This is a genomic window from Streptomyces sp. NPDC111744 (assembly GCF_055634995.1).
The window spans coordinates 58,388-84,057 of sequence record NZ_JBVKCG010000001.1; the positions used below are offsets into that span (position 1 = coordinate 58,388).

General features: G+C 71.5%; 27 protein-coding genes. 12 read left to right on the forward strand and 15 right to left on the reverse strand.

From position 1 onward, the window contains the following. Positions 1 to 27 precede the first annotated feature (27 nt). The 4 genes from ACZ7OO_RS00260 to ACZ7OO_RS00275 all read right to left on the reverse strand — a co-directional run bounded on the left by ACZ7OO_RS00260 (position 28) and on the right by ACZ7OO_RS00275 (position 7,345). On the reverse strand, positions 28 to 3,528 hold the full coding sequence (locus ACZ7OO_RS00260) for an SAV_2336 N-terminal domain-related protein (protein WP_471499954.1): 3,501 nt from the start codon (positions 3,526 to 3,528) through the stop codon (positions 28 to 30). 7 nt (positions 3,529 to 3,535) lie between these two features. Further along, entirely contained in the window at positions 3,536 to 4,567 is a 1,032-nt protein-coding gene (locus ACZ7OO_RS00265; RefSeq protein WP_471499956.1) for an AAA family ATPase, read from the reverse strand. 112 nt (positions 4,568 to 4,679) lie between these two features. Further along, complete coding sequence (locus ACZ7OO_RS00270) at positions 4,680 to 6,899, reverse strand: VMAP-C domain-containing protein (protein WP_471499958.1); 2,220 nt, start codon at positions 6,897 to 6,899, stop codon at positions 4,680 to 4,682. Then, positions 6,896 to 7,345, reverse strand: a complete 450-nt coding sequence (locus tag ACZ7OO_RS00275) for a CU044_2847 family protein (RefSeq protein ID WP_471499960.1) — start codon at positions 7,343 to 7,345, stop codon at positions 6,896 to 6,898. Before ACZ7OO_RS00275 ends, ACZ7OO_RS00270 begins: the two co-directional genes overlap by 4 nt. A gap of 226 nt (positions 7,346 to 7,571) precedes the next feature. Between ACZ7OO_RS00275 and ACZ7OO_RS00280 the strand changes: the two genes are divergently transcribed. Then, positions 7,572 to 7,751, forward strand: a complete 180-nt coding sequence (locus ACZ7OO_RS00280) for a DUF6104 family protein (protein ID WP_152776632.1) — start codon at positions 7,572 to 7,574, stop codon at positions 7,749 to 7,751. Positions 7,752 to 7,931: 180 nt separating this feature from the next. Here ACZ7OO_RS00280 and ACZ7OO_RS00285 read toward each other — a convergent pair whose 3' ends face one another. Beyond that, positions 7,932 to 8,726 (reverse strand): hypothetical protein, encoded by a 795-nt coding sequence (locus ACZ7OO_RS00285; protein WP_471499963.1) that lies wholly within the window; start codon positions 8,724 to 8,726, stop codon positions 7,932 to 7,934. 213 nt (positions 8,727 to 8,939) lie between these two features. Between ACZ7OO_RS00285 and ACZ7OO_RS00290 the strand changes: the two genes are divergently transcribed. Next, entirely contained in the window at positions 8,940 to 9,872 is a 933-nt protein-coding gene (locus tag ACZ7OO_RS00290) for a DUF4097 family beta strand repeat-containing protein (protein ID WP_471499965.1), read from the forward strand. A gap of 1 nt (position 9,873) precedes the next feature. Then, positions 9,874 to 10,977, forward strand: coding sequence for a PadR family transcriptional regulator (locus ACZ7OO_RS00295; RefSeq protein ID WP_471499967.1), 1,104 nt, complete (start codon positions 9,874 to 9,876; stop codon positions 10,975 to 10,977). A 109-nt stretch (positions 10,978 to 11,086) separates the two neighbouring features. On the opposite strand, the gene ACZ7OO_RS00300 is transcribed toward ACZ7OO_RS00295, so the two are convergent. Further along, positions 11,087 to 12,052, reverse strand: coding sequence for a zinc-binding dehydrogenase (locus ACZ7OO_RS00300; RefSeq protein WP_471499969.1), 966 nt, complete (start codon positions 12,050 to 12,052; stop codon positions 11,087 to 11,089). A gap of 197 nt (positions 12,053 to 12,249) precedes the next feature. Next, positions 12,250 to 13,482, reverse strand: a complete 1,233-nt coding sequence (locus tag ACZ7OO_RS00305) for an NAD(P)-dependent malic enzyme (protein ID WP_352219873.1) — start codon at positions 13,480 to 13,482, stop codon at positions 12,250 to 12,252. Between the two features lie 652 nt (positions 13,483 to 14,134). Between ACZ7OO_RS00305 and ACZ7OO_RS00310 the strand changes: the two genes are divergently transcribed. The 3 genes from ACZ7OO_RS00310 to ACZ7OO_RS00320 are packed head-to-tail and all read left to right on the forward strand — an operon-like array spanning position 14,135 to position 16,853. Then, positions 14,135 to 15,094, forward strand: a complete 960-nt coding sequence (locus ACZ7OO_RS00310; RefSeq protein WP_471499972.1) for an ABC transporter substrate-binding protein — start codon at positions 14,135 to 14,137, stop codon at positions 15,092 to 15,094. Between the two features lie 32 nt (positions 15,095 to 15,126). After that, positions 15,127 to 16,056 carry an amino acid ABC transporter permease gene (locus tag ACZ7OO_RS00315; protein WP_352219871.1) on the forward strand — a complete coding sequence of 310 codons (930 nt, stop codon included), beginning with the start codon at positions 15,127 to 15,129 and terminating at the stop codon, positions 16,054 to 16,056. Further along, entirely contained in the window at positions 16,053 to 16,853 is an 801-nt protein-coding gene (locus ACZ7OO_RS00320; RefSeq protein WP_471499974.1) for an amino acid ABC transporter ATP-binding protein, read from the forward strand. The genes ACZ7OO_RS00315 and ACZ7OO_RS00320 overlap by 4 nt, the downstream gene beginning before the upstream one ends. 127 nt (positions 16,854 to 16,980) lie before the next feature. On the opposite strand, the gene ACZ7OO_RS00325 is transcribed toward ACZ7OO_RS00320, so the two are convergent. Next, a complete protein-coding gene (locus tag ACZ7OO_RS00325) occupies positions 16,981 to 17,751 on the reverse strand; it encodes a class I SAM-dependent methyltransferase (RefSeq protein ID WP_352219869.1) in 771 nt (256 codons plus the stop codon). 100 nt (positions 17,752 to 17,851) lie between these two features. On the opposite strand from ACZ7OO_RS00325, the gene ACZ7OO_RS00330 reads away from it, so the two are divergent. Next, positions 17,852 to 18,490 carry a CGNR zinc finger domain-containing protein gene (locus tag ACZ7OO_RS00330; protein WP_471499977.1) on the forward strand — a complete coding sequence of 213 codons (639 nt, stop codon included), beginning with the start codon at positions 17,852 to 17,854 and terminating at the stop codon, positions 18,488 to 18,490. Here ACZ7OO_RS00330 and sodX read toward each other — a convergent pair. Next, positions 18,385 to 18,828 (reverse strand): nickel-type superoxide dismutase maturation protease, encoded by a 444-nt coding sequence (gene sodX, locus ACZ7OO_RS00335; RefSeq protein ID WP_471501202.1) that lies wholly within the window; start codon positions 18,826 to 18,828, stop codon positions 18,385 to 18,387. The genes ACZ7OO_RS00330 and sodX overlap by 106 nt on opposite strands. A 145-nt stretch (positions 18,829 to 18,973) precedes the next feature. On the opposite strand from sodX, the gene sodN reads away from it, so the two are divergent. Continuing rightward, positions 18,974 to 19,369, forward strand: a complete 396-nt coding sequence (gene sodN / locus ACZ7OO_RS00340; protein ID WP_471499979.1) for a superoxide dismutase, Ni — start codon at positions 18,974 to 18,976, stop codon at positions 19,367 to 19,369. Between the two features lie 445 nt (positions 19,370 to 19,814). Here the strand turns inward: sodN and ACZ7OO_RS00345 are convergent, their stop codons facing one another. The 4 genes from ACZ7OO_RS00345 to ACZ7OO_RS00360 all read right to left on the reverse strand — a co-directional run bounded on the left by ACZ7OO_RS00345 (position 19,815) and on the right by ACZ7OO_RS00360 (position 22,771). After that, positions 19,815 to 20,297: a GNAT family N-acetyltransferase gene (locus ACZ7OO_RS00345; protein WP_471499981.1), complete on the reverse strand. Its 483-nt coding sequence runs from the start codon at positions 20,295 to 20,297 to the stop codon at positions 19,815 to 19,817. Between the two features lie 120 nt (positions 20,298 to 20,417). Then, positions 20,418 to 21,332, reverse strand: a complete 915-nt coding sequence (ppk2, locus tag ACZ7OO_RS00350) for a polyphosphate kinase 2 (protein ID WP_471499983.1) — start codon at positions 21,330 to 21,332, stop codon at positions 20,418 to 20,420. 34 nt (positions 21,333 to 21,366) lie between these two features. Next, entirely contained in the window at positions 21,367 to 21,597 is a 231-nt protein-coding gene (locus tag ACZ7OO_RS00355) for a hypothetical protein (protein ID WP_471499985.1), read from the reverse strand. Positions 21,598 to 21,616: 19 nt separating this feature from the next. Then, the gene (locus tag ACZ7OO_RS00360; RefSeq protein WP_471499987.1) at positions 21,617 to 22,771 is read right to left on the reverse strand and encodes an inorganic phosphate transporter; all 1,155 of its coding nucleotides are present in this window, start codon (positions 22,769 to 22,771) and stop codon (positions 21,617 to 21,619) included. A gap of 91 nt (positions 22,772 to 22,862) precedes the next feature. Here ACZ7OO_RS00360 and ACZ7OO_RS00365 point away from each other — a divergent pair, with 91 nt between their 5' ends. From ACZ7OO_RS00365 to ACZ7OO_RS00380, 4 genes are all read left to right on the forward strand, one after another. Then, a complete protein-coding gene (locus ACZ7OO_RS00365; RefSeq protein ID WP_471499989.1) occupies positions 22,863 to 23,261 on the forward strand; it encodes a helix-turn-helix transcriptional regulator in 399 nt (132 codons plus the stop codon). 88 nt (positions 23,262 to 23,349) lie between these two features. Further along, entirely contained in the window at positions 23,350 to 23,781 is a 432-nt protein-coding gene (locus ACZ7OO_RS00370) for an effector-associated constant component EACC1 (RefSeq protein ID WP_471499991.1), read from the forward strand. A 55-nt stretch (positions 23,782 to 23,836) separates the two neighbouring features. Then, the gene (locus tag ACZ7OO_RS00375; protein ID WP_471499993.1) at positions 23,837 to 24,253 is read left to right on the forward strand and encodes a VOC family protein; all 417 of its coding nucleotides are present in this window, start codon (positions 23,837 to 23,839) and stop codon (positions 24,251 to 24,253) included. Between the two features lie 19 nt (positions 24,254 to 24,272). After that, positions 24,273 to 25,013: a VOC family protein gene (locus ACZ7OO_RS00380; protein WP_471499995.1), complete on the forward strand. Its 741-nt coding sequence runs from the start codon at positions 24,273 to 24,275 to the stop codon at positions 25,011 to 25,013. Here ACZ7OO_RS00380 and ACZ7OO_RS00385 read toward each other — a convergent pair. Then, the gene (locus tag ACZ7OO_RS00385; RefSeq protein WP_352219858.1) at positions 25,010 to 25,342 is read right to left on the reverse strand and encodes a DUF952 domain-containing protein; all 333 of its coding nucleotides are present in this window, start codon (positions 25,340 to 25,342) and stop codon (positions 25,010 to 25,012) included. The two genes, ACZ7OO_RS00380 and ACZ7OO_RS00385, sit on opposite strands and share 4 nt — an antisense overlap. A 47-nt stretch (positions 25,343 to 25,389) precedes the next feature. Next, positions 25,390 to 25,599: a hypothetical protein gene (locus ACZ7OO_RS00390; protein WP_471499997.1), complete on the reverse strand. Its 210-nt coding sequence runs from the start codon at positions 25,597 to 25,599 to the stop codon at positions 25,390 to 25,392. Between the last annotated feature and the right edge of the window lie 71 nt (positions 25,600 to 25,670).

Genomic DNA, 25,670 nt, shown 5'->3' on the forward strand with positions numbered 1-25,670 from the left:
CTCTCCCTTGACCGATCCGTGTGGCGGTCATTCCAGCGCGGCCAGCCGCTCCGCCGTGTCGTGCACCGTCGGCTCCCCCGGACCCAGAGTCCCCTCCGGCAGCTTCGACCACTCCGTCCGGGCGGCCCGGTAGGCCTCGCGGGCGGCCCGTGGGCGTGCGGCCGCCTCGTAGGACATACCCCGCCAGTGGTGGGCCTGCGCGCCCAGCACCACCGCTTCCTGACGGCCGCGTTCGGTGCGGGCCTCCTCCCCCGCCTCCCGGGCGGACTCGGCGGCGAGTCGGAACGCGTCCATCGCCTCGTCCAGCCGGGTCGGCCGGCCCAGGCTGTGGTAGGCCTCGTACTGCGCCTGACCCAGCTCAAGACGGCAACGGGCGGCCAGCATGGGGGCACCCGCGTCGTCCGCCTCGTCCGCCGCGAGCCCGAAGAGGTACTCCGCCTCGCGGAGGTCTACCCGGTCGCCGCGCTGCCGGTAGCGGAGGATCAGGGACCGGCCGAGCAGCAGCAGGCGGTAGCCGGTCTCCCGGTGCCCGGCGGGCGTCTCCCGGCGGCAGTCCCGCAGCACCCGGATCGCCTGCGAAAGCGGCGCCCACGCGCGGTCGCCGGGCTCCGAGTCCGCCCGGCGCAGCAGCGCCTCGCCCCACTCGGCGAGGACCTGGGAGTACTCGGGGTCGTCCCGGGGCATCTCGCCCGCCGCGTTCTCGAACGCGGCGGCCGCCTCCTGGAGTTCGCGCGGGTCGCCGGTCTCGGCGTACCGGGCGACCCGGACGCGCCCGGCCCGCAGATGCAGGGCGGCCCGCTGGCCGCGCCTGCGGGTGACCGCCAGTGCCTCGTCCACCAGGTCCTGGGCCTCGTCCAGGGGCGCGCCCGCGCGCAGCAGGGCGTCGACCAGGTCGAGCCGTACCCTGACCCGGTCCGGGGCCTCGGGAGCTGCCTCCAGCGCGTCGCGCAGCGAGCGGGAGGCCTGTTCCGCGTAGCCGCGGGCCTGCTCGGGGTCGGTCGTCGCGTTCGACAGGCGCAGCAGGATCCGGCCGTGGGCACGCGGCAGTTCGGGCGGGCGGTGCCGGCGGTCCGGCCAGGCGTCGGCGAACGCCTCCAGCATGCCGACCGCGCTCTGCAGCAGCGCGCTGTCACCACCGAGGCTCCACTGCGCCTCCAGCGCGCCGACCCGCTCCAGCGTCAGCCGCAGCGCCTCCCGCTGATCGAGGTCCGGGGCGCCGCAGGCCACCGCGTACTCCCGGTCGGCACGGCGCAGCAGGTCGAGGGCGCCCGTCCGATCGCCGTGCCGCCTGCGGTCGGTGGCGGCGGCCCGCAACACCTGGGCCAGGACGGCCCGTTCGCGCCGGGCGTGCGGGTGGGCCACGGCCCGCTCCGCCGCCTCCTCGGCCTCGCGCAGCAGCTCGGCGCCGCCCTGCACCTCCCACAGGCGCAGGGTGCAGTGCGCGTACTCCGCCCACAACTCCGGGTCCGCCCCTACGGGCTGCTCGTGCTCGGTGGCCCCGCGCAGCAGCTGAACCGCGTCGATCAGGTCCTGCACCATACCCTCGGCGTCGAACCGGGCGAGCAGGGCGCGGGCCCGGTCCACCGCCTGGTGGGTGCGGTGTTCGCCCGGTCGTACGGCGGTGTCGCGGCCGCCGTAGAGGCGGAACTGTTCGGGCAGCGGCATGAAGCGCTCCAGTACGCGGGCGGCGACCTCGGCGAAGGGCTGCGGCACCAGGGTCGCGTCGCCGTTGTCGCCGTTGCGCGCCGGGTAGCCGGTGCCCGGCGGGGTGTACGGCCGCCCGGAGCCGCCGTCGCCGAGCTGGGCGAGGGCGAGGGCGGGGAAGTTGGGGCCGCCCTTGCCGAAGCGCTGCTCGATGTACTCGGAGCAGTGCTTGAGGACGAGCAGGGCCTCGTCGCGGCCGAGCGTGGAGAGCAGCGCCTCCTGGACCTCGGAGGCCATCTCGTACCACTGGGTACCGTCGGCGCCGTGGTTCTCGCGGGCCCGGGTGACCAGGCCGCCGAGCAGCACCTCGGCGAGTTCGGAGGGGCCGGAGTCGGGCAGCATGGTCCGCTGGACCAGTTGCATCACCGGGAGGCAGAGCGGGGCGGCGGCCAGGTAGACGGCGAGCCGGCCGGCGCTCGGGGAGGCGACGGACTGGAACCTGCTGACCCGCTCGATCGGCGACAGCGCCCGCCCGGCGCGTCCCGCCGGCGCGGGCGGCTGGTCCGCGCGCACCCAGCCCACCGCGCCTGCCACCGGCCCGGCGCCGACCCCGGACAGCAGCCTCGCCCACGCCCCGAGCGCCACCGGCTCGGGCGGCAGCACCGGCACCGGTACGGCACCCCGTGGGCCGCCGGACGCGGCACCGGCCGGGGTGCGCACCCGCAGCGCGGTGGCGCCGCCCAGCGTCTCGCCGCGGCTCAGCTCGCCGTAGGTCACGGGCAGCCGGGTGCGGCTCCACATCCGCTGCGGCAGCGGCTGGAGCACGGCGACCGGCGCCTGCCTCGACAGGTGGTGCAGCAGCCGGTGCGCGTGGCCGCTGTGCCACAGCGGTCCGGCGCAGTCGCTGATCAGGACGGTGATCCGGCGCCCGGTCGGGTCGCTGAGGCGGTCGGCGGTGTGCAGCGGGGCCGCGTGCACGTCCGCGCTGCGGCCAACCGCCGGCTCGCCGTCGGGGCCGGTGTGCAGATGGCTGATCTGGATGTCCCCGAAGGCACCCAACTGGCCGAAGACCTGGATCAGTTCGGCGAACATCCGATCCCAGACCCGCATCGACGGGGAGGCCTCCAGGACCAGTTGGAGCCGGGCGTCGCCCCGGGTGACCGCGCGGTACACGGGCAGGATCAGACCACCCGCGCGGGCGCTCTGATCGGCGGTCTGCGTCTCGTCCAGTTCGGTGCGCAGCGGCGGTGCGGCGCTGCGGTAGGCCTGCAACGGCCTTAAAGCGCGCTGGAGTTCGAGTGGCGCAGGCAGCGCGGGGGCGGCGGGTACGCCGACCGGCAGCCCGGTGATCCGGCCGGCCGGCCTGCTGTGGCCGCCGCCGTGCTGCTGCGGCACGGGGTACAGGGAGGTACGGCGATCGGCTCCGCCGGCCTCGGGGACGGCCGGCGCCGACCGCGCCGGGCGGCTCTCACCCCCTGCCGACGGGGTGTCCCCCGACGGGTCCTTCGGCGGTACGGCGGCCCCCCTCGGCAGCCCGCCGCCGGGCTCGGGGACCGCCTGCTCCGCCGCCGTCTCGACGGCGGGCCGAGCCCACCGGGCCAACCAGAGGGCGTCGCTCAGCCCCTCGGTGTCCGGGTCGAGCCCGACCTCCCGCAGTCTGCGGACGAGTTCGGCCAGCGGGTCGCCGTCGGCGAGGCCACCCGGCTCCGGACCGCCGCCGACACCGCCGGGGCCACCCCGTCCGGCGTCCTCGTCGGCCCTCCCGGCCGTCTCGGGCACACCGGAGGGGCCTGCCGCCGGGTCACCGGGGGAGGGACCGGGCTCGCCCGGTGCCCGGTCCTGGCCGGGTGGAAGGGGGCCGTGTCGGGGCGCTGCGTCCGGCATCAGCGGCTCACCTCGGGCGGTCGAGCCGCTGGATGAGCAGGTCGGCGAGCCGGTCGCGGCTGGGCGGGGCGGCCGCGTCGGTGAGGTAGACGGCGTTCAGCAGCTGGTCGGCGGCGAGGAGTTCGCTGCGGGAACGCTCCAGGAAACGGCTGATCAGGTCGTCGCCCGCGCGGGCCGCCTCGTCGCCGAGGTGGGCGCGGACGAAGGTGGCGAGGCGGTTGTGGTCGGGGCGGTCCAGTTCGAGATGGATGCAGCGGCGCATCAGCGGGGCCGGGAAGTCCCGCTCGCCGTTGCTGGTGAGGACCACGAACGGGAAGGCCCGGCAGCGCACCCGGCCGTCGCGGATCCGGACCTTGGTGCCGTCGGCGGTGAGCACCTCGGCCTCGCCGTCCGGCAGCCGGTCGGCGATCCGCTGGAGCTCGGGGATCTCGAACTCCCCTTCCTCCAGCACGTTCAGCAGGTCGTTGGGCAGGTCGATGTCGCTCTTGTCGAGTTCGTCGATCAGCAGCACGCGCGGGGTGTCGGAGGGCAGCAGAGCCGTGCCGAGCGGGCCCAGCCGGACGTAACTGCCGATCGCCTCCACGGCACCCGGGGTGCCGCCGGCGGTGCCGTACCCACCCTGCGCGGCGATCTGGACGTCCTGGAGCCGGGCGATGGCGTCGTAGTGGTAGAGGCCGTCCTGGAGTGTGGAGCGGCTGACGATGGACCAGCGCAGTACGTCACCCAGACCGAGTTCGTACGCCACCGAGTGCGCCAGGGTGCTCTTGCCCGCGCCCGGGCTGCCGGTGACGAGGAGCGGGCGGCGCAGATACAGCGCCGCGTTGATCATCTCCAGCTCCTCGGCTCCGGGCCGGTGCAGCTCGGCGAGATGCCGGTTGGCGCCGAGCCTGCGGTCCCGGGAGCCGTCGCCGCCGTCGGCGCCACTCTCGGCGGTCCGGCCGGAGAAGTCCCGCCAAGGGGGCGGCGGGGGCAGCCTGTTCATGCCGTCGTGGGGTTCGCCGGCGCCTCGGTAGATGAGCCACTCACTCGATTCGGTCATGTCCGGTCCTCGTCGTCACTCGTCCGTCCGGTCCCCACGGCAGCCATCGAACGTGCCTCACGTTATCGACGTTCAGGAGACCCCGTAAGGGCCTCACACAGGGCGCGCGAGCTCACGGCGCCTGGAGCAGGTCGCCCGTACCGGGCAGGGGTTGGTGCGGGTCGTCGTACAGGAGAGCGATGTCCTTGGCCCAGAACGCCTCCGTGAGCCCCTCGCGCACCTGTTTGCGCAACCTGTGTACCGATTCGGGCAGCTCCCAGGCGCCGTCCACGTCGTAGACGGTCATCCTGGCGCCCCGGTGGAACTCCCCGCACACGGAGTCGGTCTGGCCTCTCCAGCGGCGCCACAGCACCACCCCGTAACCCGCCCGGACGATCCGGCCGAGTGCGGTGGCGTCGTCCGGGTAGCGCCGGTCGCCCTGCCGGCACAGCACCGGAACGGTCCCGGGCGCGAGGCCGCGCAGCACGGCCACGTCGGACACCGGCCGGCGCACCGCGTCGTCGCAGTCCAGTATCTCGGCTCTGGCGCGGTGCTCGGCCCGCTCGCGCCCGTCGTGTCCCCGGTGCCAGCGGTCGCGGCGGCCGGTCTCCTCGTCGTCACCGGGGAATCCGTCGCCCGCGACCCCGCCGCCGGGGCGTTCACCGCCGTACCAGCCGTCCTCGTCCCCCGGCAGCTGGTCGCGGTCCTTGCAGCGGACCACGACCGGCCGTTCGACTCCCAGCGGGTCGGCGCCGGGCCGCAGCCGCCACTCGTCCACCGGGAGGTCGAGCAGCAGATGCGGCAGGGCGGCATGCAGCGGGACCGGCCGGCCGGGCTCGTCACAGCGGCGAAAGGCCTCGGCCAGTGGCTCGGCGACCCGGGCGGCGAGGTCGGCGAGCGGAGCGCCCTGCCCGTCGTCGAGCCGCATCGCCTCGCCGTCGGCCCGTACCACCGCGACCGACCAGTCGCAGTGGCCGCGGTTCCAGGCCAGATGCTCCAGTTCGAGCAGGACGGACTGATCGCGCGCGGTGCCCTGCGGATGCGCCCGGCCCTGCTCCCCCGCCGCGCCCCCGGTCCGGTGCTCACCGCGGTCGCGGCCGGTCCGCTCGCGCAGCCGGTCACCGAGGTGCTGGGCGCGCCTGCGGGCCAGCTCGCTGCGGTAGTCGCTGTCCAGCCGGGTCGCGGCCTGCTTGATCCACTCCCACAGGGCCTGCTCGGCGTCCAGCACGAAGGGCGTGACCGGGCGTTCGGCGGTCATGACCCGCATCGCGTACTCGGCGACGAGGCGGAGCGCGCCGTCGTTGCGCACGTTCTCGTACAGGGCGCCGAGGCCGTCCCGCCAGCCGCGCGGTGCGGGCGACAGGGTCGGCAACCGGAAGTTCGGCAGCGAGTGGAGGATGTCCAGCAGGCCACGGGTACTGTCCGGCGGCGGCAGGTCGGCGAGTCGGCCGAGCAGCTCCGCCCGCTCGTCCGGGCTCAGGGTGCGGCCGGGGCGGGTACCGAGTTCGGCCTGGAGGTCGGTCCAGGTGGGGCGCCCGGCGTCGGTGGGCTGCTGGCGGTCACGGTGGTAGCGGTCGTGGGCGTGGCAGACGGCCTGGTAGAGGTCGTGCTGGTACGGGTCGTGGTGGCGCAGGCCGTGCCGGTACAGGTCGTGCCGCCGGTCGCCCGGCGCCGTCGGCAGGGTGCGCAGCCGCTCGATCCCGATCGACGTGCCGCCCGATCCGTGGTCCGCGCGTGACTTGAGCACGCCGACGACCTCGCCGCGCACCGGGTCGATCACCGGTCCGCCGGAGACGCCGAGCGGCAGGTCGTTCTCGCCGAGGCGCATCTGGGCGCCCGTCGACCAGCCGCCGATGGTGCCGTGCACGGTCAGAAAGCCGTCGTGCGGCTGCGGCTGCCCCTGGAAGGGCGCCCAGCCGGCGTAGAACACCCGGCCCTCGGTGTAGTGCGGCATCGGCCGCTCGGAGACGTACACGCACTCGTGGTCCACCGGCTCGCGCAACCGGACGAGCGCCAGGTCCGGGGCGGGCCAGCTGCCCTGGACGGGGCGCTCCACGTGCTCCGGGAGGGTCGCGGCGACCTTGCCGGGCACCGCGCAGGGCTCGTCGAAGGGACCGGGCTGATAGACCACCGTGACCTCGCCTCCTTCCCCGCCGTGGATCACATGGGCGCAGGTCAGCACCCAGTTCGGTGCGATGAAGAAGCCACTGCCGAGGAACGCCCCGGACTCCTCCGGGGCATACCCGACACCTGTGCGATGGATGCGTACGGTGGCCGCCATCACGAGTTCACGCAGCGCATGGTGGGCCGGATCCCAGCCCCCGGATGCGCCCCCGTCGTGCCGGTCCGTCATTCCGCGCCCCCGGCCCCGGCTCCCTGGGCGCCCCCGTGCACCGCGGCGCCGCGGGATGCGCCGGAGCCCTCGGGACCGTCGGGAATGCCGGGCTCGGGTGGGCCGCCGCCTTTCCAGGTAAGGGTCACCGTGATGGCCGCCTTCGCCTCCCCGTCCGCGAGCAGCCCGACCACCTTCCCTGCCTTCGCGGTCAACTCGATGCCGAACCCGATGCTCACCTCGTCGGGCCGCACCGCGCGCAACGGCTCGGCGAGCGACCGCGCGACCCCGCCGACCAGCGAGTTCAGGCTCTCGACCGTCGCCTCCACACGCTCGGCGAACCCGGTGTCCGTGAACGACAACTCGCCCGACGGCACGGCAAGTTCCTCGGCCCCCGAGATCCGCGCCCACACCGGTGTACCGTCCGGCAACCGCACCCGCGCTATCCGCGTAGCGTCCTGCTCCATTCCGCTCCCCCGTTCCCCCCGAGCCCCGTGTGCTCCCTACGCCGTACCGTTCATGGTTTCCCGCCCTTCCCGCACGGGAAGACATCGCCGCTTCAATCCACGGGGAAAGAGTCCTTCCCCCCGGAGGCGAGCCCTACCCTTCACCGACGGCACACCTTTGTCATCGGCCTAGGCTGGTAGGCGCCCATCACCGGGCACCCACACATGTACGCAGGAGAGCAAACCCATGTACTTCACCGACCGAGGCATCGAGGAACTGGAGAAGCGGCGCGGCGAGGAAGAGATCACCTTCGAGTGGCTCGCGGAACAGCTCCGCACCTTCGTCGACCTGAACCCCGACTTCGAGGTCCCGGTGGAGCGGCTGGCGACCTGGCTGGCCCGGCTGGACGACGAGGACGAGGAGTAGGCGCCCCCGGACGCCGGGGGGACAGCCCCATCAGGGGCGCGCGGGGAAGATACCGGGCGGGCAGAGCGCCCCGTAAGGGGCGCGGGGAACTGCGCGGCGCACCCCCACCGGCCCGCGGCCGAAGCACGGCAAGCCCCCACCGGCCCGCGGCCCAGGTACGGGCCCGAGCCTCCCGGTCGGTCAATCCCGCGGGAACACCGTCTCGTACGACAACTCCAGCGCACCATGCACCGTCAGCACCGCCCCCACCACAGCCCACCCCACACTGCGCCGCCGCACCCCCCACGCGGCGACCGGCGCCCCCACGGCCACCTCGGCCAAGGCCAGCCGGTGTGCCCTCGGTGTCACGCGCTGCGCCTCGCCGTCTCCGACACCGTCGACGTATTTCACGTCGGCCCCGGTGGCAACCGCCTCGCGGAGGTGCTCCGCCGACCGCCCCGGCGCCAGGCCCTCCCGCAGCTGCACCCCCACGCGCGTGAGGACCGCGATCAGCCCGCGCAGGCGCGCGTGTGCGTCGACGCCCGGATCCGGCACGGTCAGCCGGTCCAGGGACCGCGCGTCGAGGACCGGGTCGAGACCCAGCCGCGCGGCGAACGTGCGCATCGCCTCGCTCTCCCCCGCCGGTGTGCCGTCGGCGAGCCAGACATAGCCGACCGGGCGGCGGAAGCCGGACACGAGCGTGTAGCCGGCTCGGTCGGCGTCCCACCACAGCGCCAGTACCGGCCACCCGGAACCCACGGCGAGCGCGGTGGCCCAGCCGGTCAGGACGCGGTCGACGGGCTCGCCCCCGCGCAGCCACGGCCGACCCTCGGGCACGAGGACGCTCCACTCACCGGCCCCGGTCAGCAGCATCCGTTCGCGCAGGAGAGGGGCGAGCGGGGCGACGGAGCCGGGGTCGGCCCGGCACAGCAGCAAGGCACCGGGGGCGGGGACGTACGCGGACCGGGACACAGCGTTCGATTCGTCGGTCGGCATGGACACACGGTAGGCAATTACTTCCCTTATCGCCCGATATAGGGCCCGCCAGGCCGCAACGAAGTCAATCCCGCGCCCGGCCTGTCACTCCGAAGGGTGCCTTGACTTCCGGCGGCCACGATATATCGTGTTTACGGAAGACGCGATATGGCGCGAGTCGTGCATGCGCGTCCCGCGTTCAGCCGTCATGCCCGGCCGAGGGAGGTCCGCACCATGTCCGAGTGGTCCGTCGCTGAGCCCAGGAAGCTCACCTTCGACACCCCCGTGAGCGATCTGCACGTGCGCGTCGTCAACGGAACAGTCAACGTCGTGGGCACGGACGAGGGTTCCGCCCGCCTGGAAGTCTCCGCGATCGAGGGCCCACCCCTGATCGTCACGCACGAGCGCGGCACCCTCACCGTGGCCTACGAGGACCTGCCCTGGAAGGGCTTCCTCAAGTGGCTCGACCGCAAGGGCTGGCGGCGCAGCGCGGTCGTCTCGCTCGCCGTCCCGGCGGACACCCGCGTGGAGGTGGGCGTGGTCGGCGCCGCCGCGGTCGTCTCCGGGATCAGCGGCACGTCGGTGGTCAAGGGCGTCACCGGTGACACGACCCTGGTCGGCCTCTCCGGGGAGGTCCGCGCGGACACCGTCTCCGGCAACCTGGAGGCCCAGGCCGTCACCGGTGACCTGCGGTTCAACTCCGTCTCCGGGGACCTGACCGTCGTCGAGGGCTCGGGCTCCGCCGTGCGCGCCGACTCGGTCAGCGGCTCCATGATCATCGACCTGGATCCGGACGGCCCGACGGACGTCCGGCTGACCAGTGTCTCCGGCGAGATCGCCATCCGGCTGCCCCATCCGGCCGACGCCGAGGTCGAGGCCAACACCGCGAGCGGCACGATCTCCAACGCCTTCGACGGGCTGCGGGTGCACGGCCAGTGGGGCGCCCACAAGATCACCGGCCGCCTCGGCGCGGGCAACGGCAAGCTCCGCGCCACCACGGTCTCCGGTTCCATCGCCCTGCTGCGCCGCCCACCCAAGGAGGACGAGGAGAAGGAGGCCTGGGAGGCCGGACCGACGGGCCCGGCCACCGCCTCCGGGTCCGCGTCCGAGTCCGCGTCCGAGTCCGCAGCCCCGGCCGACGGTACGACCGACAAGAAGGTGCTCTGAGATGCCTGCCGTCTTCGCCCACGGCCGCCTCCGCCTCTACCTCCTCAAACTGCTGGACGAGGCCCCGCGCCACGGCTACGAGGTGATCCGCCTGCTCGAAGAACGCTTCCAGGGCCTGTACGCCCCGTCGGCGGGCACCGTCTACCCCCGCCTCGCCAAGCTGGAGGCCGAGGGCCTGGTCACGCACACCACCGAGGGCGGCCGCAAGGTCTACGCCATCACGGACGCCGGCCGCGCCGAACTGGCCGACCGCAGTGGCGAGTTGGCCGACCTGGAGCTGGAGATCCGCGAGTCGGTGGCCGAGCTGGCCGCCGAGATAAGGGCCGACGTCCGCGGCGCGGCCGGCGATCTGCGCCGCGAGGTGCGGGCGGCCGCCTCCGAGGCCCGGCGCGGCAGCGGGACGGGGGCCGGGACCGGGACCGGGGAGTTCGGCGACCTCGGTGACAAGGAGTCCTGGCGGGCCGCCAAGGAGGAGATGCGGCGCGTCAAGCAGGAGTGGAAGGAGCAGGCCCGCCGCGCCAAGGACGAGAGCCGCCGGGCCCGTGACGAGGCCCAGCGGGCCCGCCGGCAGGCCCAGGAGGCCCAGGCCCGGGCCCGCGCCCAGGCCCAGGAGGAGATGCAGCGCATCGCCCGCCGGGTGCAGGACCACGTCCAGGACCACTTCGCACGCGGTGACTGGCCGACGGGGGTCCGTGAGGGCCTGACCGAACTCGCCAAGGAGTTCGGCGAGTTCGGAAAGGACTACGGCAAGGACTTCGGGAGGGAGTTCGGCAAGGACTTCGGCTTCGGCGGCCGCACCGAGCCGCAGCCCGGATCGGGCCCGGACCTCCGCAAGCCGACACCGCCCCAGACCCAGGCACCGGAGTACTCGGAGACCCCGGAGGACTTCCCGGCACAGTACGTCCCCGAGTGGGCGCACGGCGACGAGAACGGCACCGGCGACCCGGCCCGCGACCTGGACCGGCTCCTGGACCGCTTCCGCGACGACATCCGGGACGCGGCCCGCGACCACGGCGTCACCGCGGAGCAGTTCGACGACACCCGTCGTCACCTGTCGACGGCGGCGGCCCGCATCGGAGCGCTGCTGCGCGGCCCGAAGTCCTGAGGAACGGGCGAGCGACAGCGGGCCGCCCACACCCGGCCCGCCCGCTTCCCCTCTTCCTCGCGCCGGACTCGGCCGTTCTCCAGTCGCTCAGGAGTTGGTCAGGAGTTGGTCAGGAGTTGGTCAGGACGATCTTCCCGAACTGGTCCCCGGACTCCAGCCGTTCGAAGCCCTCGCGGGCACGGTCGAGCGGAAGCAGTTCGTCGATGACCGGGCGTACTCCGGTGGCGGCACAGAAGGCGAGCAGGTCCTCCAGCTCGTCCTTGGTCCCCATCGTCGAGCCCACGACCTTCAGCTCGAGGAAGAAGATCCGGGTCAGCTCGGCGTGCGAGGGCCGGTCGCCGCTGGTGGCGCCGGAGATGACGACTGTGCCGCCGGGACGCAGGGACTTCACCGAGTGGGACCAGGTGGCGGCGCCGACGGTCTCGATCACGGCGTCCACACGCTGCGGCAGCCGGGCTCCCGGTTCCACCGCCTCGACAGCGCCCAGTTCCAGGGCCCGCTTCCGCTTCGCCTCGTCCCGGCTGGTGGCGAATACCCGCAGCCCCGCGGCCTTGCCGAGCACGATCGCGGCCGTGGCGACCCCGCCGCCCGCGCCCTGCACCAGGACCGAGTCACCGGGACGTACACCCGCGTTGGTGAACAGCATCCGGTACGCCGTCAGCCAGGCGGTGGGCAGACAGGCGGCCTCCGCGAAGGACAGTTCCCTGGGCTTGGGCAGGAGGTTCCAGGTGGGCACGGCGACCTGCTCGGCGAAGGTGCCCTGGTAGCGCTCGGTGAGGATGGAGCGGGGCTCGTCGGGCCCGACCCCGTGACCGGTCTGGCCGATCACCGAGTGCAGGACGACCTCGTTGCCGTCCGCGTCGACACCTGCGGCGTCACAGCCGAGGATCATCGGCAGCCGGTCCTCCGGGAGACCGACGCCGCGCAGGGACCAGAGGTCGTGATGGTTGAGGGAGGCGGCCCGGACATCGACGGTACTCCAGCCGGGGCGGGCCTCGGGGGCGGGACGCTCCCCCAACTCAAGGCCGGCGAGCGGCTGGTCGCGGTCGATTCGGGCGGCGTAGACGGCGAACATAGGGCCGACGATAGGTTCCCGGGGCCGAGGGCGAAACCGGGGGCCGCTGTGACACATCCCCTCTTGCGCACAGCGCACCGTCAGGGGCGCGGGCTGTGACACTCGCGGCTCAGGGCGACGGTCACCCCGTGACCACCCGAGCGGATGGGCGAGTGGGTAAGGAAATGGCCCCGCCCGAGCGGGCGGGGCCACACGAGTTACCGTCGGGCAACGCCTTCGGCCCGCGCAGCCGCGGCCACCGCCGCGGTCACGGCCGGAGCGACCCGCTCGTCGAACGGCGACGGAATGACATAGTCGGCGGCAAGATCGTCGCCGACGACCGACGCCAGCGCCTCCGCCGCCGCGATCTTCATCCCCTCGGTGATCCGGGAGGCCCGCACCTGGAGCGCACCCGCGAAGATCCCGGGGAACGCCAGCACGTTGTTGATCTGGTTGGGGAAGTCCGACCGCCCGGTCGCCACGACCGCCGCGTACTTGTGGGCGACGTCGGGGTGCACCTCCGGGTTCGGGTTGGCCATGGCGAACACGAACGCCCCCTCGGCCATCGAGGCGACGGCCTCCTCCGGGACCGTACCGCCGGAGACGCCGATGAAGACGTCGGCGCCGGCCAGCGCGTCCTCCAGGGTGCCCTTGAGCCCTGCCTTGTTGGTGAAGCCCGCGACCTCGCGCTTGACGTCGGTGAGGTCGTCACGGTCCACCGAGATGATGCCCTTGCGGTCGGCCAGGGCGACATCCCCGATGCCGGCCTCGACCAGCATCTTGGCGATCGCGACCCCGGCCGCGCCGGCGCCCGAGATCACCGCCCGCAGCTGACCGATCTCCCGGCGGCTGAGCCGCGCCGCGTTCCGCAGCGCCGCCAGCGTCACGACGGCCGTACCGTGCTGGTCGTCGTGGAAGACCGGGATGTCGACGCGCTCCTGGAGCTTGCGCTCGATCTCGAAGCACCGCGGTGCCGAGATGTCCTCCAGGTTGACCCCGCCGAAGGACGGGGCGAGCCGGACGACGGTCTCCACGATCTCGTCGACGTCGGTGCAGTCGAGGGCGATCGGGACCGCGTCCACGCCGCCGAACTGCTTGAAGAGGATCGCCTTGCCCTCCATCACGGGGAGGGAGGCCTCGGGGCCGATGTCCCCGAGGCCGAGCACGGCCGTGCCGTCGGTGACGACGGCCACGACGGACGACTTCCATGTGTAGTCGTTGACCAGCTCGGGCTGTTCCGCGATCGCGGTGCACACGCGCGCGACTCCGGGCGTGTACGCGAGGGAAAGGTCGTCCTTGTCACGGATCGGCACGGTGGCCTGCACGGCCATCTTGCCGCCGCGGTGCAGCGCGAAAGCCGGATCGATGGAATCGAGGGGCTCGGCCCCGCCGTCCTGGTCCGAATTGCCCGGCCTGCTGTCGCTGCGAGGATTGACGATCTCCGCTGCCACTTGTCTTACCCCTTAGGTATGCATGGTTGAGGGTCAGCCACTCCCGGTGAGGAAGTGGACGGGCACCGCGCAGGGCCCGATCACTGATACGTACGAGTGGCACGTACGAGCACCTGCGCGACGGGCGCGCCGCACACGCGCCCTGAGCCCCGGATGAGGGGTGTAAAGAACCTTCTTACCGGACGGAGCGCTCCCGCGACGAGTCGAATAGGCGCAAGGTCACATCACGGATGTCGTAGGTAACCGACAGATGAGCGGGCGGGTGGCCGGCAGGCGGCCGCGACGTGTGGCACGAGGCCGACGCGACGGAGGGCTCGAAAGGGCGGGCGCGAAGAGCCGCACGCCGGCCGTGCGCGCATCGCGAGATGAACCGGGGATGAACCGAAGATCCTCCGGCCGGAAGGTGGAATTCCCGCAGATGTGCGGGGCCGACGGGCTACGGAGGGCCCGACCTGACGTGTCACGGGGGTCACCCGTTATCCGATTTTGACATGGTGACACGACTGAATGGAGCAATCCCAATGGCAGGATGCCGTAAACCCACGAGGTCGCGACACCCGATGGTGTGTGTTTCCGTCGACCCATCGGCATATCGACATATCGGGCACATCGGTATATCGGCTTGTTCAACCCACCGCCGGAGGAAACCACCATGACCGCAAGCTCCACCCGTCGTACCACTGTCGCGCGCTCCAGGACCGCAGCGTTCGGTGCGATCGCGGTCGCAGGCGCCCTGATACTCACCGGCTGCGGTGACCAGACGGACAAGGGCAGCGACACCGGCTCCTCGTCGTCCTCCTCGGCCCCGCTGGCGAGCAAGCTGCCGGACGACATCCGCAAGGCCGGTGTGATCAAGGTGGGCTCCGACATCGCCTACCCGCCGGTCGAGTACATGGAGAGCGGCAAGGCCGTCGGTGTCGACCCGGACATCGCGGAGGCGCTGGGCAAGCAGCTGGGTGTGAGGTTCGACTTCCAGAACGGCAAGTTCGCCCAGCTCATCGTGGGCCTGCAGTCCAAGCGGTTCGACATGGTCATGTCGGCGATGAACGACACCAAGGACCGCCAGAACGGCATCGACTCCGACACCGGCAAGAAGGTCGGCAACGGCGTCGGCTTCGTCGACTACTTCACCGCCGGCACCTCGATCCTCGTCCAGAAGGGCAACCCCAAGGGCATCAAGACCCTGGACGACCTGTGCGGCCAGGTCGTCGCCCTGCAGCAGGGCACCACATCCGAGGGCATCGCCAAGGCGCAGAGCACGAAGTGTACGAAGGACGGCAAGAAGGCCATCACCCTGCAGACCTTCGACACGGACCCCGAGGCGCTGCTCCGTCTGAAGCAGGGCGCGTCCGTCGCCGACCTGAACGACTTCCCGGTCGCGGCCTACAACGCCAAGACCTCCGGTGGCGGCAAGGACTTCGAGGTCGTCGGCGACCAGATCGAGGCCGGCCCCTACGGCATCGCCGTCACCAAGGAGAACACCCAGCTGCGTGACGCCCTCCAGGCCGCCATGAACGCGATCATCAAGAACGGCGACTACCAGAAGATCCTGGCGAAGTGGAACGTGACGCAGGGCGCGGTCACCGAGGCGAAGATCAACGGCGGCTCCTGAACGGCCTCGGGCACGACTGAAGGGCTGTCACTGTGACTGACACGGTCGACAAGACTCCGGCGCCGTCGGTGCCGCCGGAGCAGATCAAGGCCATCCCGGTGCGTCATTACGGCCGCTGGGTGGCGGGCGCCGCCGTCATCGCCGTCCTGGTACTGATCGGTATCGCCTTCTCCAACGCGAACATCAACTACAGCATCATCCCGGACTACCTCACGGACGGGACCATCCTGTCCGGCGTCTGGCACACGCTGTACATCTCGGTGCTCGCGATGGTCCTGGGCCTGGTACTCGGCATCATCCTCGCGGTGATGCGGATGTCCTCGAACCCGGTCACCAGCACCGTGGGGTGGCTGTACGTCTGGTTCTTCCGCGGTACCCCGGTGCTGGTGCAGCTGCTGCTCTGGTACAACCTGTCCCTCGTGTTCCCCATCCTCAACCTGGGGTTCTACAAGGACGAGATGAACCAGGTCATGACGCCGTTCCTGGCGGCGCTGCTGGGCCTCGGCCTGAACGAGGCCGCGTACATGTCGGAGATCGTCCGGGCCGGCATCCAGTCGGTCGACGAGGGCCAGACCGAGGCCTCGCACGCGCTGGGCATGACCAGCGGGCAGACACTGCGCCGGGTGATCCTGCCGCAGGCGATGCGCGTGATCGTGCCGCCGACCGGCAACGAGTTCATCAACATGCTCAAGACCTCGTCGCTGGCGTACGCGGTGCAGTTCAACGAACTGATCAAGCGCGCCCAGGACATCTCCAGCACCTCGCTGGCGGTGGTCGAGATGTACTTCGTCGCGTCGATCTGGTACCTGATCCTCACCAGCGTCTTCAGCGTCGGCCAGTACTACCTCGAGCGCCGTTACGCCCGCGGTTCGACGCGCAGCCTGCCACCGACGCCGTTCCAGCGTCTGAAGAAGAACCTCCGACTGTTCGGTTCGTTCCGCCGCCCGGAGGTGGCCCGATGACCGGTCTCGCCAAGGACATCACCCCGCCGAGCAGCGGCGCGCCGATGGTCAAGGCCGAAGGCGTGCACAAGTCGTTCGGGCTGGCGCACATCCTCAAGGGCATCGACCTGGAGGTGCTGCCGCGCGAGGTGTTCTGCCTGATCGGCCCGTCCGGCTCCGGCAAGAGCACGTTCCTGCGGTGCATCAACCACCTGGAGAAGGTCAGCGCCGGCCGTCTGTACGTCGACGGCCACCTGGTCGGCTACCGCCAGCACGGCGACAAGCTCTACGAGCTGAAGGAGAAGGAGGTCGCGGCGCAGCGGCGGGACATCGGCATGGTGTTCCAGCGCTTCAACCTCTTCCCGCACATGACGGCCCTGGAGAACGTCATGGAGGCGCCGGTCCAGGTCAAGCGCGAGTCCAGGGCGGTGGCACGGGAACGCGCGGAGCGGCTCCTGGACCGGGTGGGCCTCGGCGACCGCAGGGGCCACTACCCGGCGCAGCTCTCCGGCGGCCAGCAGCAGCGCGTCGCGATCGCCCGAGCGCTCGCCATGCAGCCCAAGCTGATGCTCTTCGACGAGCCGACCTCCGCGCTCGACCCGGAGCTGGTCGGCGAGGTCCTGGACGTGATGCGGGACCTGGCCGAGGACGGCATGACGATGATCGTCGTCACCCACGAGATGGGCTTCGCCCGCGAGGTCGGCGACAGCCTGGTCTTCATGGACGACGGCGTGGTGGTCGAGTCCGGCCACCCGCGCGACGTACTGACCAACCCGCAGCACGACCGGACGAAGTCGTTCCTGTCGAAGGTGCTGTAGCGAGTACGACGGTTCCGCGGCGCGACGCGAAGGCGCGGTACGACGCGAAGGCGCGGTACGACGCGAAAGGGGCGGTACGAGGATGCTCGTACCGCCCTTTCGGCATGCTCCTACCGCCCTCTCGGCGCTACTTGACCGCGAGCAGCAGGGTGTCCGACGGCGAGCACCACACCGCCCGGGCCTCCCCGAACCCCTTCTCCCGCAACACGCGCGCGTGCCAGGCCGGCGAGGGCATGTCGCCTTCGGCGTGCTCGCCGTAGATCTCGAACCGGCGGGCCGTCGGCCCGGCCAGCGCCGGGTCCTGCGCGGCCAGTTGCCACCACTCGGCCCAGTCGAGCGCCCCCGACTCCTTGGCCTGATCCATACGACGATGCCGCTGTGCCCGTTCCGCCGCGTTGATCCGGGGCGTGCTGTCGTCGATCATGTGGTCCGCGTTCATGAAGACACCGCCGTCGCGAACGAGTTCCGCGACCTGACCGTAGAGGGCCGCGAGGGGTTCGCTGTGCAGCCAGTGCAGGGCCGTGGCGGTGAGGACGGCGTCGTACGAGTCGTACGGCAGCCTCGTGAGCCACTCGGGGTCCTTGAGGTCGGCGGTGACGAACGTGACCCGGTCGTCGCCCGCGAAGGTGCCTTCGGCGATGGCGAGGAGGGCCGGGTCGAGGTCGACTCCGACGCTCACCGCCTCCGGGAAGCGGGCGAGCAGCCGGGCGGTGATGCTTCCGGTGCCGCACGCCAGGTCCAGGACCCGAGGGGCCGTACCGACGAGCGCCTCGACCATGTCGAGCATGATCCGGAAGCGTTCCTCGCGGTCCGGCATGTACCACTCCTGCTGACGGTCCCAGCTCTTCTGCCAGGCGCCCCAGTCGGCCCCGGTCGTGGTCGTCTGCGCGTCCGTCATGGCAACCCTCCACCGCACAAGTCCCGTAATACCCTGGAAGCACGACCGGCTGTTACCCGACCGCACCACTGACCGTAGAGCACCCCCGTAAGGACTACAAGTGGAACTGGCCTATTACTCGGATTACGCCGTCCGACTCGTCAACAGCGAGGAACCGGCCCGGGGCAAGGACTCCCTCACCTCGGTCGAGGCCGTCCGCGACCTCTTCGGGGTCAACGCGTCGGCGGCCCGCCGCACCACCGACGCCGATGTCACCCGCTTCCGCTCGGTGCGGGCCCGGCTGCGCGCGGTCTTCGAGGCGGCCGACCAGGGCGACGAGACGCTGGCCGTGGACCTGCTGAACTCACTGCTGCTCGAATTCCCGGTGTCGCCGCAGATCTCCGGCCACGACTACCGGGACGAGGACGGCCGCCCGCTGTGGCACATGCACCTGGCGGACCACCCCTCCAACGCCACCGCGGGCTATGCGGCGATCGCGGCGATGGGCCTGGCCTTCCATCTCACCGAGTACGGCGTCGACCGGCTCGGCCTGTGCGAGGCGGCGCCGTGCCGCAACGCCTACCTCGACACCTCCACCAACCGCTCCCGGCGCTACTGCTCGGACCGCTGCGCGACCAGGGCCAACGTGGCCGCCTACCGGGCCCGCAAACGCCTGGAGGCGGACCGGCCGGAGCGGTCGGCGAGCACCGGGCGGGCGGCCGAGAGCGCCCAGCCTGCCAGCGCCAGCGGCGAACGCTGACCGGCCTTGCGCGGCCGCCAGCGGAACAGGGCGCGGCCGAGGATCAGCTCCTCCGGCACGGTCCCGTAGTCCGTGCTGTCCCCGCCCGCGTACGCGTTGTCCCCGAGCACCCACCAGCCGCCCTCGCGCAGCTCCACGGCCCGTTTGACGACCAGCAGGTCCTGCTGGAAAGGGTGACGCAGGACGACGACGTCACCGGCCCTCACCCGGGCCCCGTACCAGACCAGGAGCTGATCCCCCTGGTAGAGCGTGGGCACCATCGACGGGCCGGTCACCTCGGCCAGTCCGAAGGGCGCGGCGCCCCTCCCCCGCTCGGTCTCCTGCGACAGCTCCGGCATCGCCGGCACCTCCCCGGTCCGTTCCTCCACCAGTCTCAGTCTGACCCTGGACTTTTGTCCTAAGCCCATGGGGGCACTCGCGAAATCAGGCTTCCCAGGGAGTAATGTCCCACCTGAGAAGACGATCACGAGGAAGGAATGCTCCATGCTTTCCCGCCTGTTTGCCCCCAAGGTCAAGGTCAGCGCGCACTGCGACCTGCCCTGCGGTGTGTACGACCCGGCCCAGGCCCGCATCGAGGCGGAGTCGGTGAAGGCCATCCAGGAAAAGATGGCCGCCAACGACGACCCGCACTTCCAGGCTCGCGCCACCGTCATCAAGGAGCAGCGCGCCGAGCTCGCCAAGCACCACGTGTCGGTCCTCTGGAGCGACTACTTCAAGCCCCCGCACTTCGAGAAGTACCCGCACCTGCACCAGCTGGTCAACGACACCCTGAAGGCCCTGTCCGCCGCCAAGGCGTCCACGGACCCGAAGACCGGCGAGAAGGCCCTGGAGCTCATCGCCGAGATCGACAAGATCTTCTGGGAGACCAAGAAGGCCTGACCTTCCGGTCCACCTGACCGCACCCGGTCCGCAGGCCGCCGAGAACGGCGTCCATGACGGCCCGGGTGCGGTCTTTTCTGCCCGGCCGCAGGCTCCAGGGGACTCCACGAGACGAGGACAGCCGTCGCGCCCGACCCACGCAAGACCCTGCGGAGCAACCCGGGCTCTGGCAGGTGCAGATCGCGCACCACGGCGGCCCGGCACGAGGAGCTGATGGACCGGATCTCGGAGGTCCTGTGCCCCGACCCAGGCCATGAAGGGCCCTGCCCCGTCCGCTGGGGCATGCACAGCGTCAACGGCGAATCGCTGCCTCCTCGGCAGCGTGAGGCGCTGCTGACGGAGATCGGGGAAACCAACTGGGATCCCGAAGACCCTTGAGCGCCTTGCGCGTACGGTGCTGCGCGGCCCGATGTCGCTCCTCGACGGGGAGTTCGACGACGATGACCTACGAGGCAGCAGCAGCCAGGTTCTTGAGCGGGGTGCCGGTCAGGCGGCATACCCGCCACTCGTCCAGGAACTCCACGCCGAGCGACTTGTAGAAGTCGATCGCAGGTTCGTTCCAGTTGAGGACCCACCACTCGAAGCGCTCGTAGCCGCTGCGCAGGCAGAGCGTGGCGAGGGAGGCGAGCAGGGCCCTGCCATGTCCCCCGCCGCGGGCCTGCGGCCGTACGTAGAGGTCCTCCAGGTGCATGCCCCGGGTGCCGGTCCAGGTCGAGAAGCGTGGGAACCACAGGGCGTAGCCCACGACCTCGCCCGTGGTGTCGTCCTCGGCGATCAGGGCGTAGGCGGCGGGATGGGGGCCGAACAGCGCCTCGCGCAGCTGGTCCTCGGTGGCCCGGGCCTGTTCCAGGGCCTGTTCGTACTCGGCGAGTTCGCGGATCATCGTGTGGATCTCGGCGACGTCGTCCTCGGTGGCGGCACGGATCATGCGGAAGAGCCTGGGGCACCGTGCCGAGCCGTGTCCATCCGATTCCAGAAGCAAGCCGAAGCAAATCGAAGCAAAGAGGCCGACCGGAGATCCGGTCGGCCTCTGCCATGCCCGTCGGTGTCAGTGCCGGCGGTCGTGGTCGTCCTCGCCGGCCTCCAGGAGGCCCGCCGCCGCACCCACGATCCGCGGGTCAGGCCTGCCGACGACTTCCTCGTCCTTGTCGGCGTAGTCGAAGCGGGCCAGGACGCTGCGCATGGCCTCGACGCGGGCGCGCTTCTTGTCGTTGCTCTTGACCACCGTCCAGGGGGCGTACTCGGTGTCCGTCTCCCGGAACATCGCGACCTTCGCGGCCGTGTAGTCGTCCCAGCGGTCCAGCGAGGCCAGGTCCATCGGGCTGAGCTTCCACTGCCGTACCGGGTCGACCCGGCGGATGGTGAAGCGGGTCCGCTGCTCGCCCTGCGAGACCGAGAACCAGAACTTCACCAGGTCCACCCCGTCGTCCACCAGCATCCGCTCGAACAGTGGCGCCTGGCGCATGAAGCGCCGGTACTCGTCGTCCGAGCAGAAGCCCATGACCCGCTCGACGCCTGCCCGGTTGTACCAGGACCGGTCGAAGAGGACGATCTCACCGGCCGTCGGGAGGTGTTCGACGTAGCGCTGGAAGTACCACTGGCCGCTCTCGCGTTCCGTGGGCTTCTCCAGTGCCACCACGCGCGCACCACGGGGGTTCAGGTGCTCCGTGAAGCGCTTGATGGTGCCGCCCTTGCCGGCCGCGTCCCGTCCCTCGAAGACGATGACTATCCGGCGCCCCGTCTCCTTGATCCAGGTCTGCAACTTCAGCAGTTCGATCTGCTGGAGCCGCTTGTGCCACTCGTACTCCTTGCGCTCCATGCGCTGCGGGTACGGGTAGTTCTCCCGCCAGGTGTCGATCGGGGACCCGTCCGGGCGGATGAGTACGGGGTCGTCCGGGTCGCTGTAGTCGACCTTCAGGTCGGCCAGGTCGGCCAGGTCGGACAGCAGGTCCGGCGTCGTCATCCAGTCCTCCTCAGCGGCTCAGTGGGGTAACGGGTCAGTGGAACTGCGGCACGATCAGGTAGATGCTGTACGCCACCACCGCCACACAGGCGAGGAAGCAGAGCCCTGCCTGGGCGGCGCCCACGGTGCCGGTGCCGCCCTGCTCCTTGGCACCCTCGTAACGGGCGAGCCCGAGGACACCGAGGGCGAAGACGACCACCACTGCGACTGTAACGCCGATGCTCACCGCGGTGACCTGCCCGAGTGCGGTCCAGTCGATGCTCATTGTGCGGTGCTCCCGTGTCTCAGGCGGCGGTGCCGACGTTGCTCGGTGCCGGGGTGCGGATGGCGACCTCGTGGTGGTCGTTGACGTTGTCGGCGTGGACCGGGTTGCGGCGCGACAGGATGACGATGCCGGTCGCGAGCGCCGCGCCGACCAGCGCGACCACGACCGTGCCGAAGTTGCCGCCGTGCTTGACCGTGGCCGCGGAGACGCCGCCGACCAGCGCGGCGCAGGGCAGCGTGACCAGCCAGGCGGCCACCATGCGGCCCGCCACGCCCCAGCGGACCTCCGCGAGACGCCGGCCGAGGCCCGCGCCGAGGATCGAGCCGGAGGCGACCTGTGTGGTGGAGAGGGCGAAGCCGAGGTGGGCGGAGGTCAGGATGACCGCCGTGGAGGCCGTCTCCGCCGCGTAGCCCTGCGGGGACTGGATCTCGGTCAGCCCCTTGCCCATCGTGCGGATGATCCGCCAGCCGCCGATGTAGGTGCCGAGGGCGATGGCGAGACCGGCGCTGAAGATCACCCAGACCGGCGGGCCCGCGTCGTGGCTGAGCGCGCCCGTGGAGATCAGGGCCAGCGTGATGATGCCCATGGTCTTCTGCGCGTCGTTCGTTCCGTGCGCGAGCGAGACCAGCGAGGCGGAGCCGATCTGCCCGAGCCGGAAGCCCCGGGTGACGGAGTCCGCGCGGCCGCGGGCGGTGAGCCGGTAGGCGAAGTACGTGGCGATCAGAGCGGCGACGCCCGCCACGACCGGCGAGGCCACGGCGGGGATCAGGATCTTCTCGACAACCTTGTCAAAGTGCACGGCGCCCGAGCCCGCACCGACCCACACCGCGCCGATCAGCCCGCCGAACAGGGCGTGCGAGGAACTGGAGGGCAGTCCGACCAGCCAGGTCAGCAGGTTCCACAGGATCGCACCCACGAGCCCCGCGAAGATCATCGCTGGAGTCACCTTGGCGTCGTCCACAATGCCGCCGGAGATCGTCTTGGCGACCTCCGTGGAGAGGAAGGCTCCGACCAGGTTCAGTACCCCGCTGATCAGGACGGCCGTCTTCGGTTTGAGCGCACCCGTGGCGATGGACGTGGCCATCGCGTTCGCCGTGTCATGGAACCCATTGGTGAAGTCGAAGGCAAGTGCCGTGACGATGACGACCGCCACGAGCAACGCGATGTGGTCCATTCTTTTATGCAAACAAGTGCGAGCCAATTGCACGAGAACCGGAGGCGAAGAAGGTTCCAGAACTGCGCGGTGTGCATGTCATGCTGGGGCCATGACCGTGGAGGACCTGAGGCGGCTGCGCCGGGCGCGCGACCGCATGGACCGCGAGTACGCCGAACCGCTCGACATGACCGAGCTCGCGCGGACGGCCCTCATGTCGCCGGGACACTTCCAGCGCAGCTTCCGCAAGGCCTTCGGTGAGACGCCGTACAGCTACCTCATGACCCGCCGGGTCGAACGGGCCAAGGCGCTGCTGCGGCGCGGCGACCTCACGGTGACGGAGGTGTGCATGGCCGTCGGCTGTACGTCGCTGGGGTCCTTCAGCTCGCGGTTCACCGAGCTGGTCGGGGAGACGCCGAGCGCGTACCGGGCGCGGGACCACGGGGAGAGCACGGTGATCCCGTCCTGTGTGGCCCGTACCTTCACCCGGCCCCGTCGCCGCCCGTACTGACCAGGTCACTGTGCGCTGCCCCGGCCCTGCACTGGCCGTCAAGGTCAACACCGTTGTCCGACGGGGCCATTGAACGCATCGGGGATACGTGGCAACTGCAATCTTCTCCGTCCTGAGCCCCCACCCGGTCTCGGACGCGGAGTCCCTGACCGACTGGCTCCACGGCGAGCCGGCCCTCGCCGGCAAGGTCCGGCTGACCCGGGACGCCCCGGCCGAGGGCCGGCTGGGCGCCCCGCTCGACACGGTGTCCGTACTGCTGGGCGCGGGCGGCCCGCTCACCGTGCTCGCCTCCTGCCTCCTGCCTGCGCGCCTTGATCACCCAGCCGCGCCGCAGCGTGGACCAGGCGGCGGCTCTGGCCCGGACCCACACCGCCCGCGCGGGCACAGCCCCGGACGGCCCGTCGACCGTCACGGCCGCCCATGTCACCCGGGCCCCCGCCACCACCTCGGGCATCTGTGCTCCGGCCCTCATCGCTCGGGCCACCTCGCCCCCCGACCGACCCCTACGTCTCGGCCGTGAGCTGAGGTCATCAGCCGACCCGGCACGGCCGGCCGTTTCCTCCTAGCCTGACCCCATGGACGTAAAACTCGCGCAGTGTTTCATCGCCGTCGACGACCATGACAAGGCCCTGGCCTTCTACCGGGACGTCCTCGGCCTGGAGGTCCACAACGACGTGGCGTTCGAGGGGATGCGGTGGGTGACGGTCGGGTCGCCCCAGCAGCCGGGCGTGGAGATCGTGCTGGAGCCGCCCGGCGCCAACCCGGACGCCTCCCCCGCCGACCGGCAGGCCATGGCCGAACTGCTCGCCAAGGGCATGCTGCGCGGGGTGATCTTCTCCACCACCGACTGTGACGCGCTGTACGAGCGGGTGCGGGAACACGGCGGTGACGTGATCCAGGAGCCGACGGACCAGCACTGGGGCGTACGGGACTGCGCGTTCCGGGACCCGGCGGGCAACCTGCTCCGCTTCACGGAACGCCGGGGCAAGTAGGACCCCTACGATCCCGTCCATGACCATCAGCTGGACGTACGCCTTCGCCGACCGCCCCGCCGCGCACCTCGCCGCCGCCCAGGCGTTCTGGACGGCCGTGACCGGCACCTTCCTCTCCGCACCCCGCGGGGAGAACGACGAGTTCGTGACGCTGCTGCCGGCCACCGGCGTCGACGCCTGCGTCAAGCTCCAGGGCGTCGACTCGGGCCCCGGCGGAGCCCACCTGGACCTCTGCGTCGAGGACGTGCCGGGCCTGGTGAAGCACGCCCGGGAACTCGGCGCCGAGCCGGTCGCGGAGCACGAGGGATGGGCCGTACTGGGTTCGCCCGCCGGGCAGCTGTGGTGCGCGGTGCCCTGGCAGGGGGAGTCGGTACGGCCGCCGGTCGTCGCGGGCAGCCGGCTCGACCAGGTCAGCCTCGACATCCCGCCGTCCGCGTACGAGACGGAGACCGCGTTCTGGGCGGAGCTGACCGGCTGGGAACTGCTGACCGGTTCACTGCCGGAGTTCCGGGGGCTGAGGCCGCCGGCCGGGCTGCCCGTGCGGATCCTGCTCCAGCGGCTGGACGACGAGCGCCCCGCCGCCGCCCACCTCGACCTGGCCTGTGCGGACATCGCGGCCACCCGGGCCCGGCACGAGGAACTCGGCGCCGTACAGGTGGCCGACGGCCGGCACTGGACGGTGATGCGGGACCCGGCGGGCGGCGTCTACTGCCTGACCGGCCGGGACCCGGAGACCGGCGGACTCCCGAGCCGGGGTTAGCCCCAGGGCTCCACGTCCACCACGGCCGTGACCGGCACCGGCCCGTACACGTGCGGGAACTCCTCGCCGCCCGGCTCCGCCGCCTCCCACTTCACCGGTACGCCGACCCGGGCCGGGTCGATGACCAGCACCACCAGTTCGTCCGGGCCGTCGTAGGAGCCGTACAAGAAGGCGGCGATGCGCGGGAGTTGGTCGCGGGTGGAGCAGTGGATGAAGCCCTCCTCCTGGAGGGTGCGTCCGCGGGTGGACAGCTCGTAGGTGCCCCGCGCACGGGCCTCCTCCCACAGGGCGCGCTCGGTGATGTGCAGGATGTTCGGGAGTCCGGTCATGTGATCACGTTACGGCGTCGGCCGGGCGGCGCGGGCCGCGTCACCGGTCAGGATCTCCTCCCGGCGGATTCGGGCGGCTGCTGTGGTGGCGGTGACTGCTCCCGCGGGCTCGGCGGTCCGGTGTACTCGGCGCAGTGGGGGTTGCGGCAGGGCCCCGGCACCCAGACCGGAACCCAGGCACCCAGCGTCTTGTGGCGCCGCACCACACTCTCGACGGCCTGTCCGCAGACCGGACAGACCGGGTCCTGGCTGTCCATGCTCCCAGCGTAGGCCGGGGCCGGGTTCAGCGCTTCCTGCCCACGCGCGCTTCCCGGGGCGTAAGTCGGCG

Bases quoted from the DNA above. Each gene is read 5' to 3' on its own strand.
- ACZ7OO_RS00260 (WP_471499954.1), bottom strand. From the start codon at position 3,528: ATGCCGGACGCAGCGCCCCGACACGGCCCCCTTCCACCCGGCCAGGAC.
- ACZ7OO_RS00265 (WP_471499956.1), bottom strand. From the start codon at position 4,567: ATGACCGAATCGAGTGAGTGGCTCATCTACCGAGGCGCCGGCGAACCC.
- ACZ7OO_RS00270 (WP_471499958.1), bottom strand. From the start codon at position 6,899: ATGACGGACCGGCACGACGGGGGCGCATCCGGGGGCTGGGATCCGGCC.
- ACZ7OO_RS00275 (WP_471499960.1), bottom strand. From the start codon at position 7,345: ATGGAGCAGGACGCTACGCGGATAGCGCGGGTGCGGTTGCCGGACGGT.
- ACZ7OO_RS00280 (WP_152776632.1), top strand. From the start codon at position 7,572: ATGTACTTCACCGACCGAGGCATCGAGGAACTGGAGAAGCGGCGCGGC.
- ACZ7OO_RS00285 (WP_471499963.1), bottom strand. From the start codon at position 8,726: ATGCCGACCGACGAATCGAACGCTGTGTCCCGGTCCGCGTACGTCCCC.
- ACZ7OO_RS00290 (WP_471499965.1), top strand. From the start codon at position 8,940: ATGTCCGAGTGGTCCGTCGCTGAGCCCAGGAAGCTCACCTTCGACACC.
- ACZ7OO_RS00295 (WP_471499967.1), top strand. From the start codon at position 9,874: ATGCCTGCCGTCTTCGCCCACGGCCGCCTCCGCCTCTACCTCCTCAAA.
- ACZ7OO_RS00300 (WP_471499969.1), bottom strand. From the start codon at position 12,052: ATGTTCGCCGTCTACGCCGCCCGAATCGACCGCGACCAGCCGCTCGCC.
- ACZ7OO_RS00310 (WP_471499972.1), top strand. From the start codon at position 14,135: ATGACCGCAAGCTCCACCCGTCGTACCACTGTCGCGCGCTCCAGGACC.
- ACZ7OO_RS00320 (WP_471499974.1), top strand. From the start codon at position 16,053: ATGACCGGTCTCGCCAAGGACATCACCCCGCCGAGCAGCGGCGCGCCG.
- ACZ7OO_RS00325 (WP_352219869.1), bottom strand. From the start codon at position 17,751: ATGACGGACGCGCAGACGACCACGACCGGGGCCGACTGGGGCGCCTGG.
- sodX (WP_471501202.1), bottom strand. From the start codon at position 18,828: ATGCCGGAGCTGTCGCAGGAGACCGAGCGGGGGAGGGGCGCCGCGCCC.
- sodN (WP_471499979.1), top strand. From the start codon at position 18,974: ATGCTTTCCCGCCTGTTTGCCCCCAAGGTCAAGGTCAGCGCGCACTGC.
- ACZ7OO_RS00345 (WP_471499981.1), bottom strand. From the start codon at position 20,297: ATGATCCGTGCCGCCACCGAGGACGACGTCGCCGAGATCCACACGATG.
- ppk2 (WP_471499983.1), bottom strand. From the start codon at position 21,332: ATGACGACGCCGGACCTGCTGTCCGACCTGGCCGACCTGGCCGACCTG.
- ACZ7OO_RS00355 (WP_471499985.1), bottom strand. From the start codon at position 21,597: ATGAGCATCGACTGGACCGCACTCGGGCAGGTCACCGCGGTGAGCATC.
- ACZ7OO_RS00360 (WP_471499987.1), bottom strand. From the start codon at position 22,771: ATGGACCACATCGCGTTGCTCGTGGCGGTCGTCATCGTCACGGCACTT.
- ACZ7OO_RS00365 (WP_471499989.1), top strand. From the start codon at position 22,863: ATGACCGTGGAGGACCTGAGGCGGCTGCGCCGGGCGCGCGACCGCATG.
- ACZ7OO_RS00375 (WP_471499993.1), top strand. From the start codon at position 23,837: ATGGACGTAAAACTCGCGCAGTGTTTCATCGCCGTCGACGACCATGAC.
- ACZ7OO_RS00380 (WP_471499995.1), top strand. From the start codon at position 24,273: ATGACCATCAGCTGGACGTACGCCTTCGCCGACCGCCCCGCCGCGCAC.
- ACZ7OO_RS00385 (WP_352219858.1), bottom strand. From the start codon at position 25,342: ATGACCGGACTCCCGAACATCCTGCACATCACCGAGCGCGCCCTGTGG.
- ACZ7OO_RS00390 (WP_471499997.1), bottom strand. From the start codon at position 25,599: ATGGACAGCCAGGACCCGGTCTGTCCGGTCTGCGGACAGGCCGTCGAG.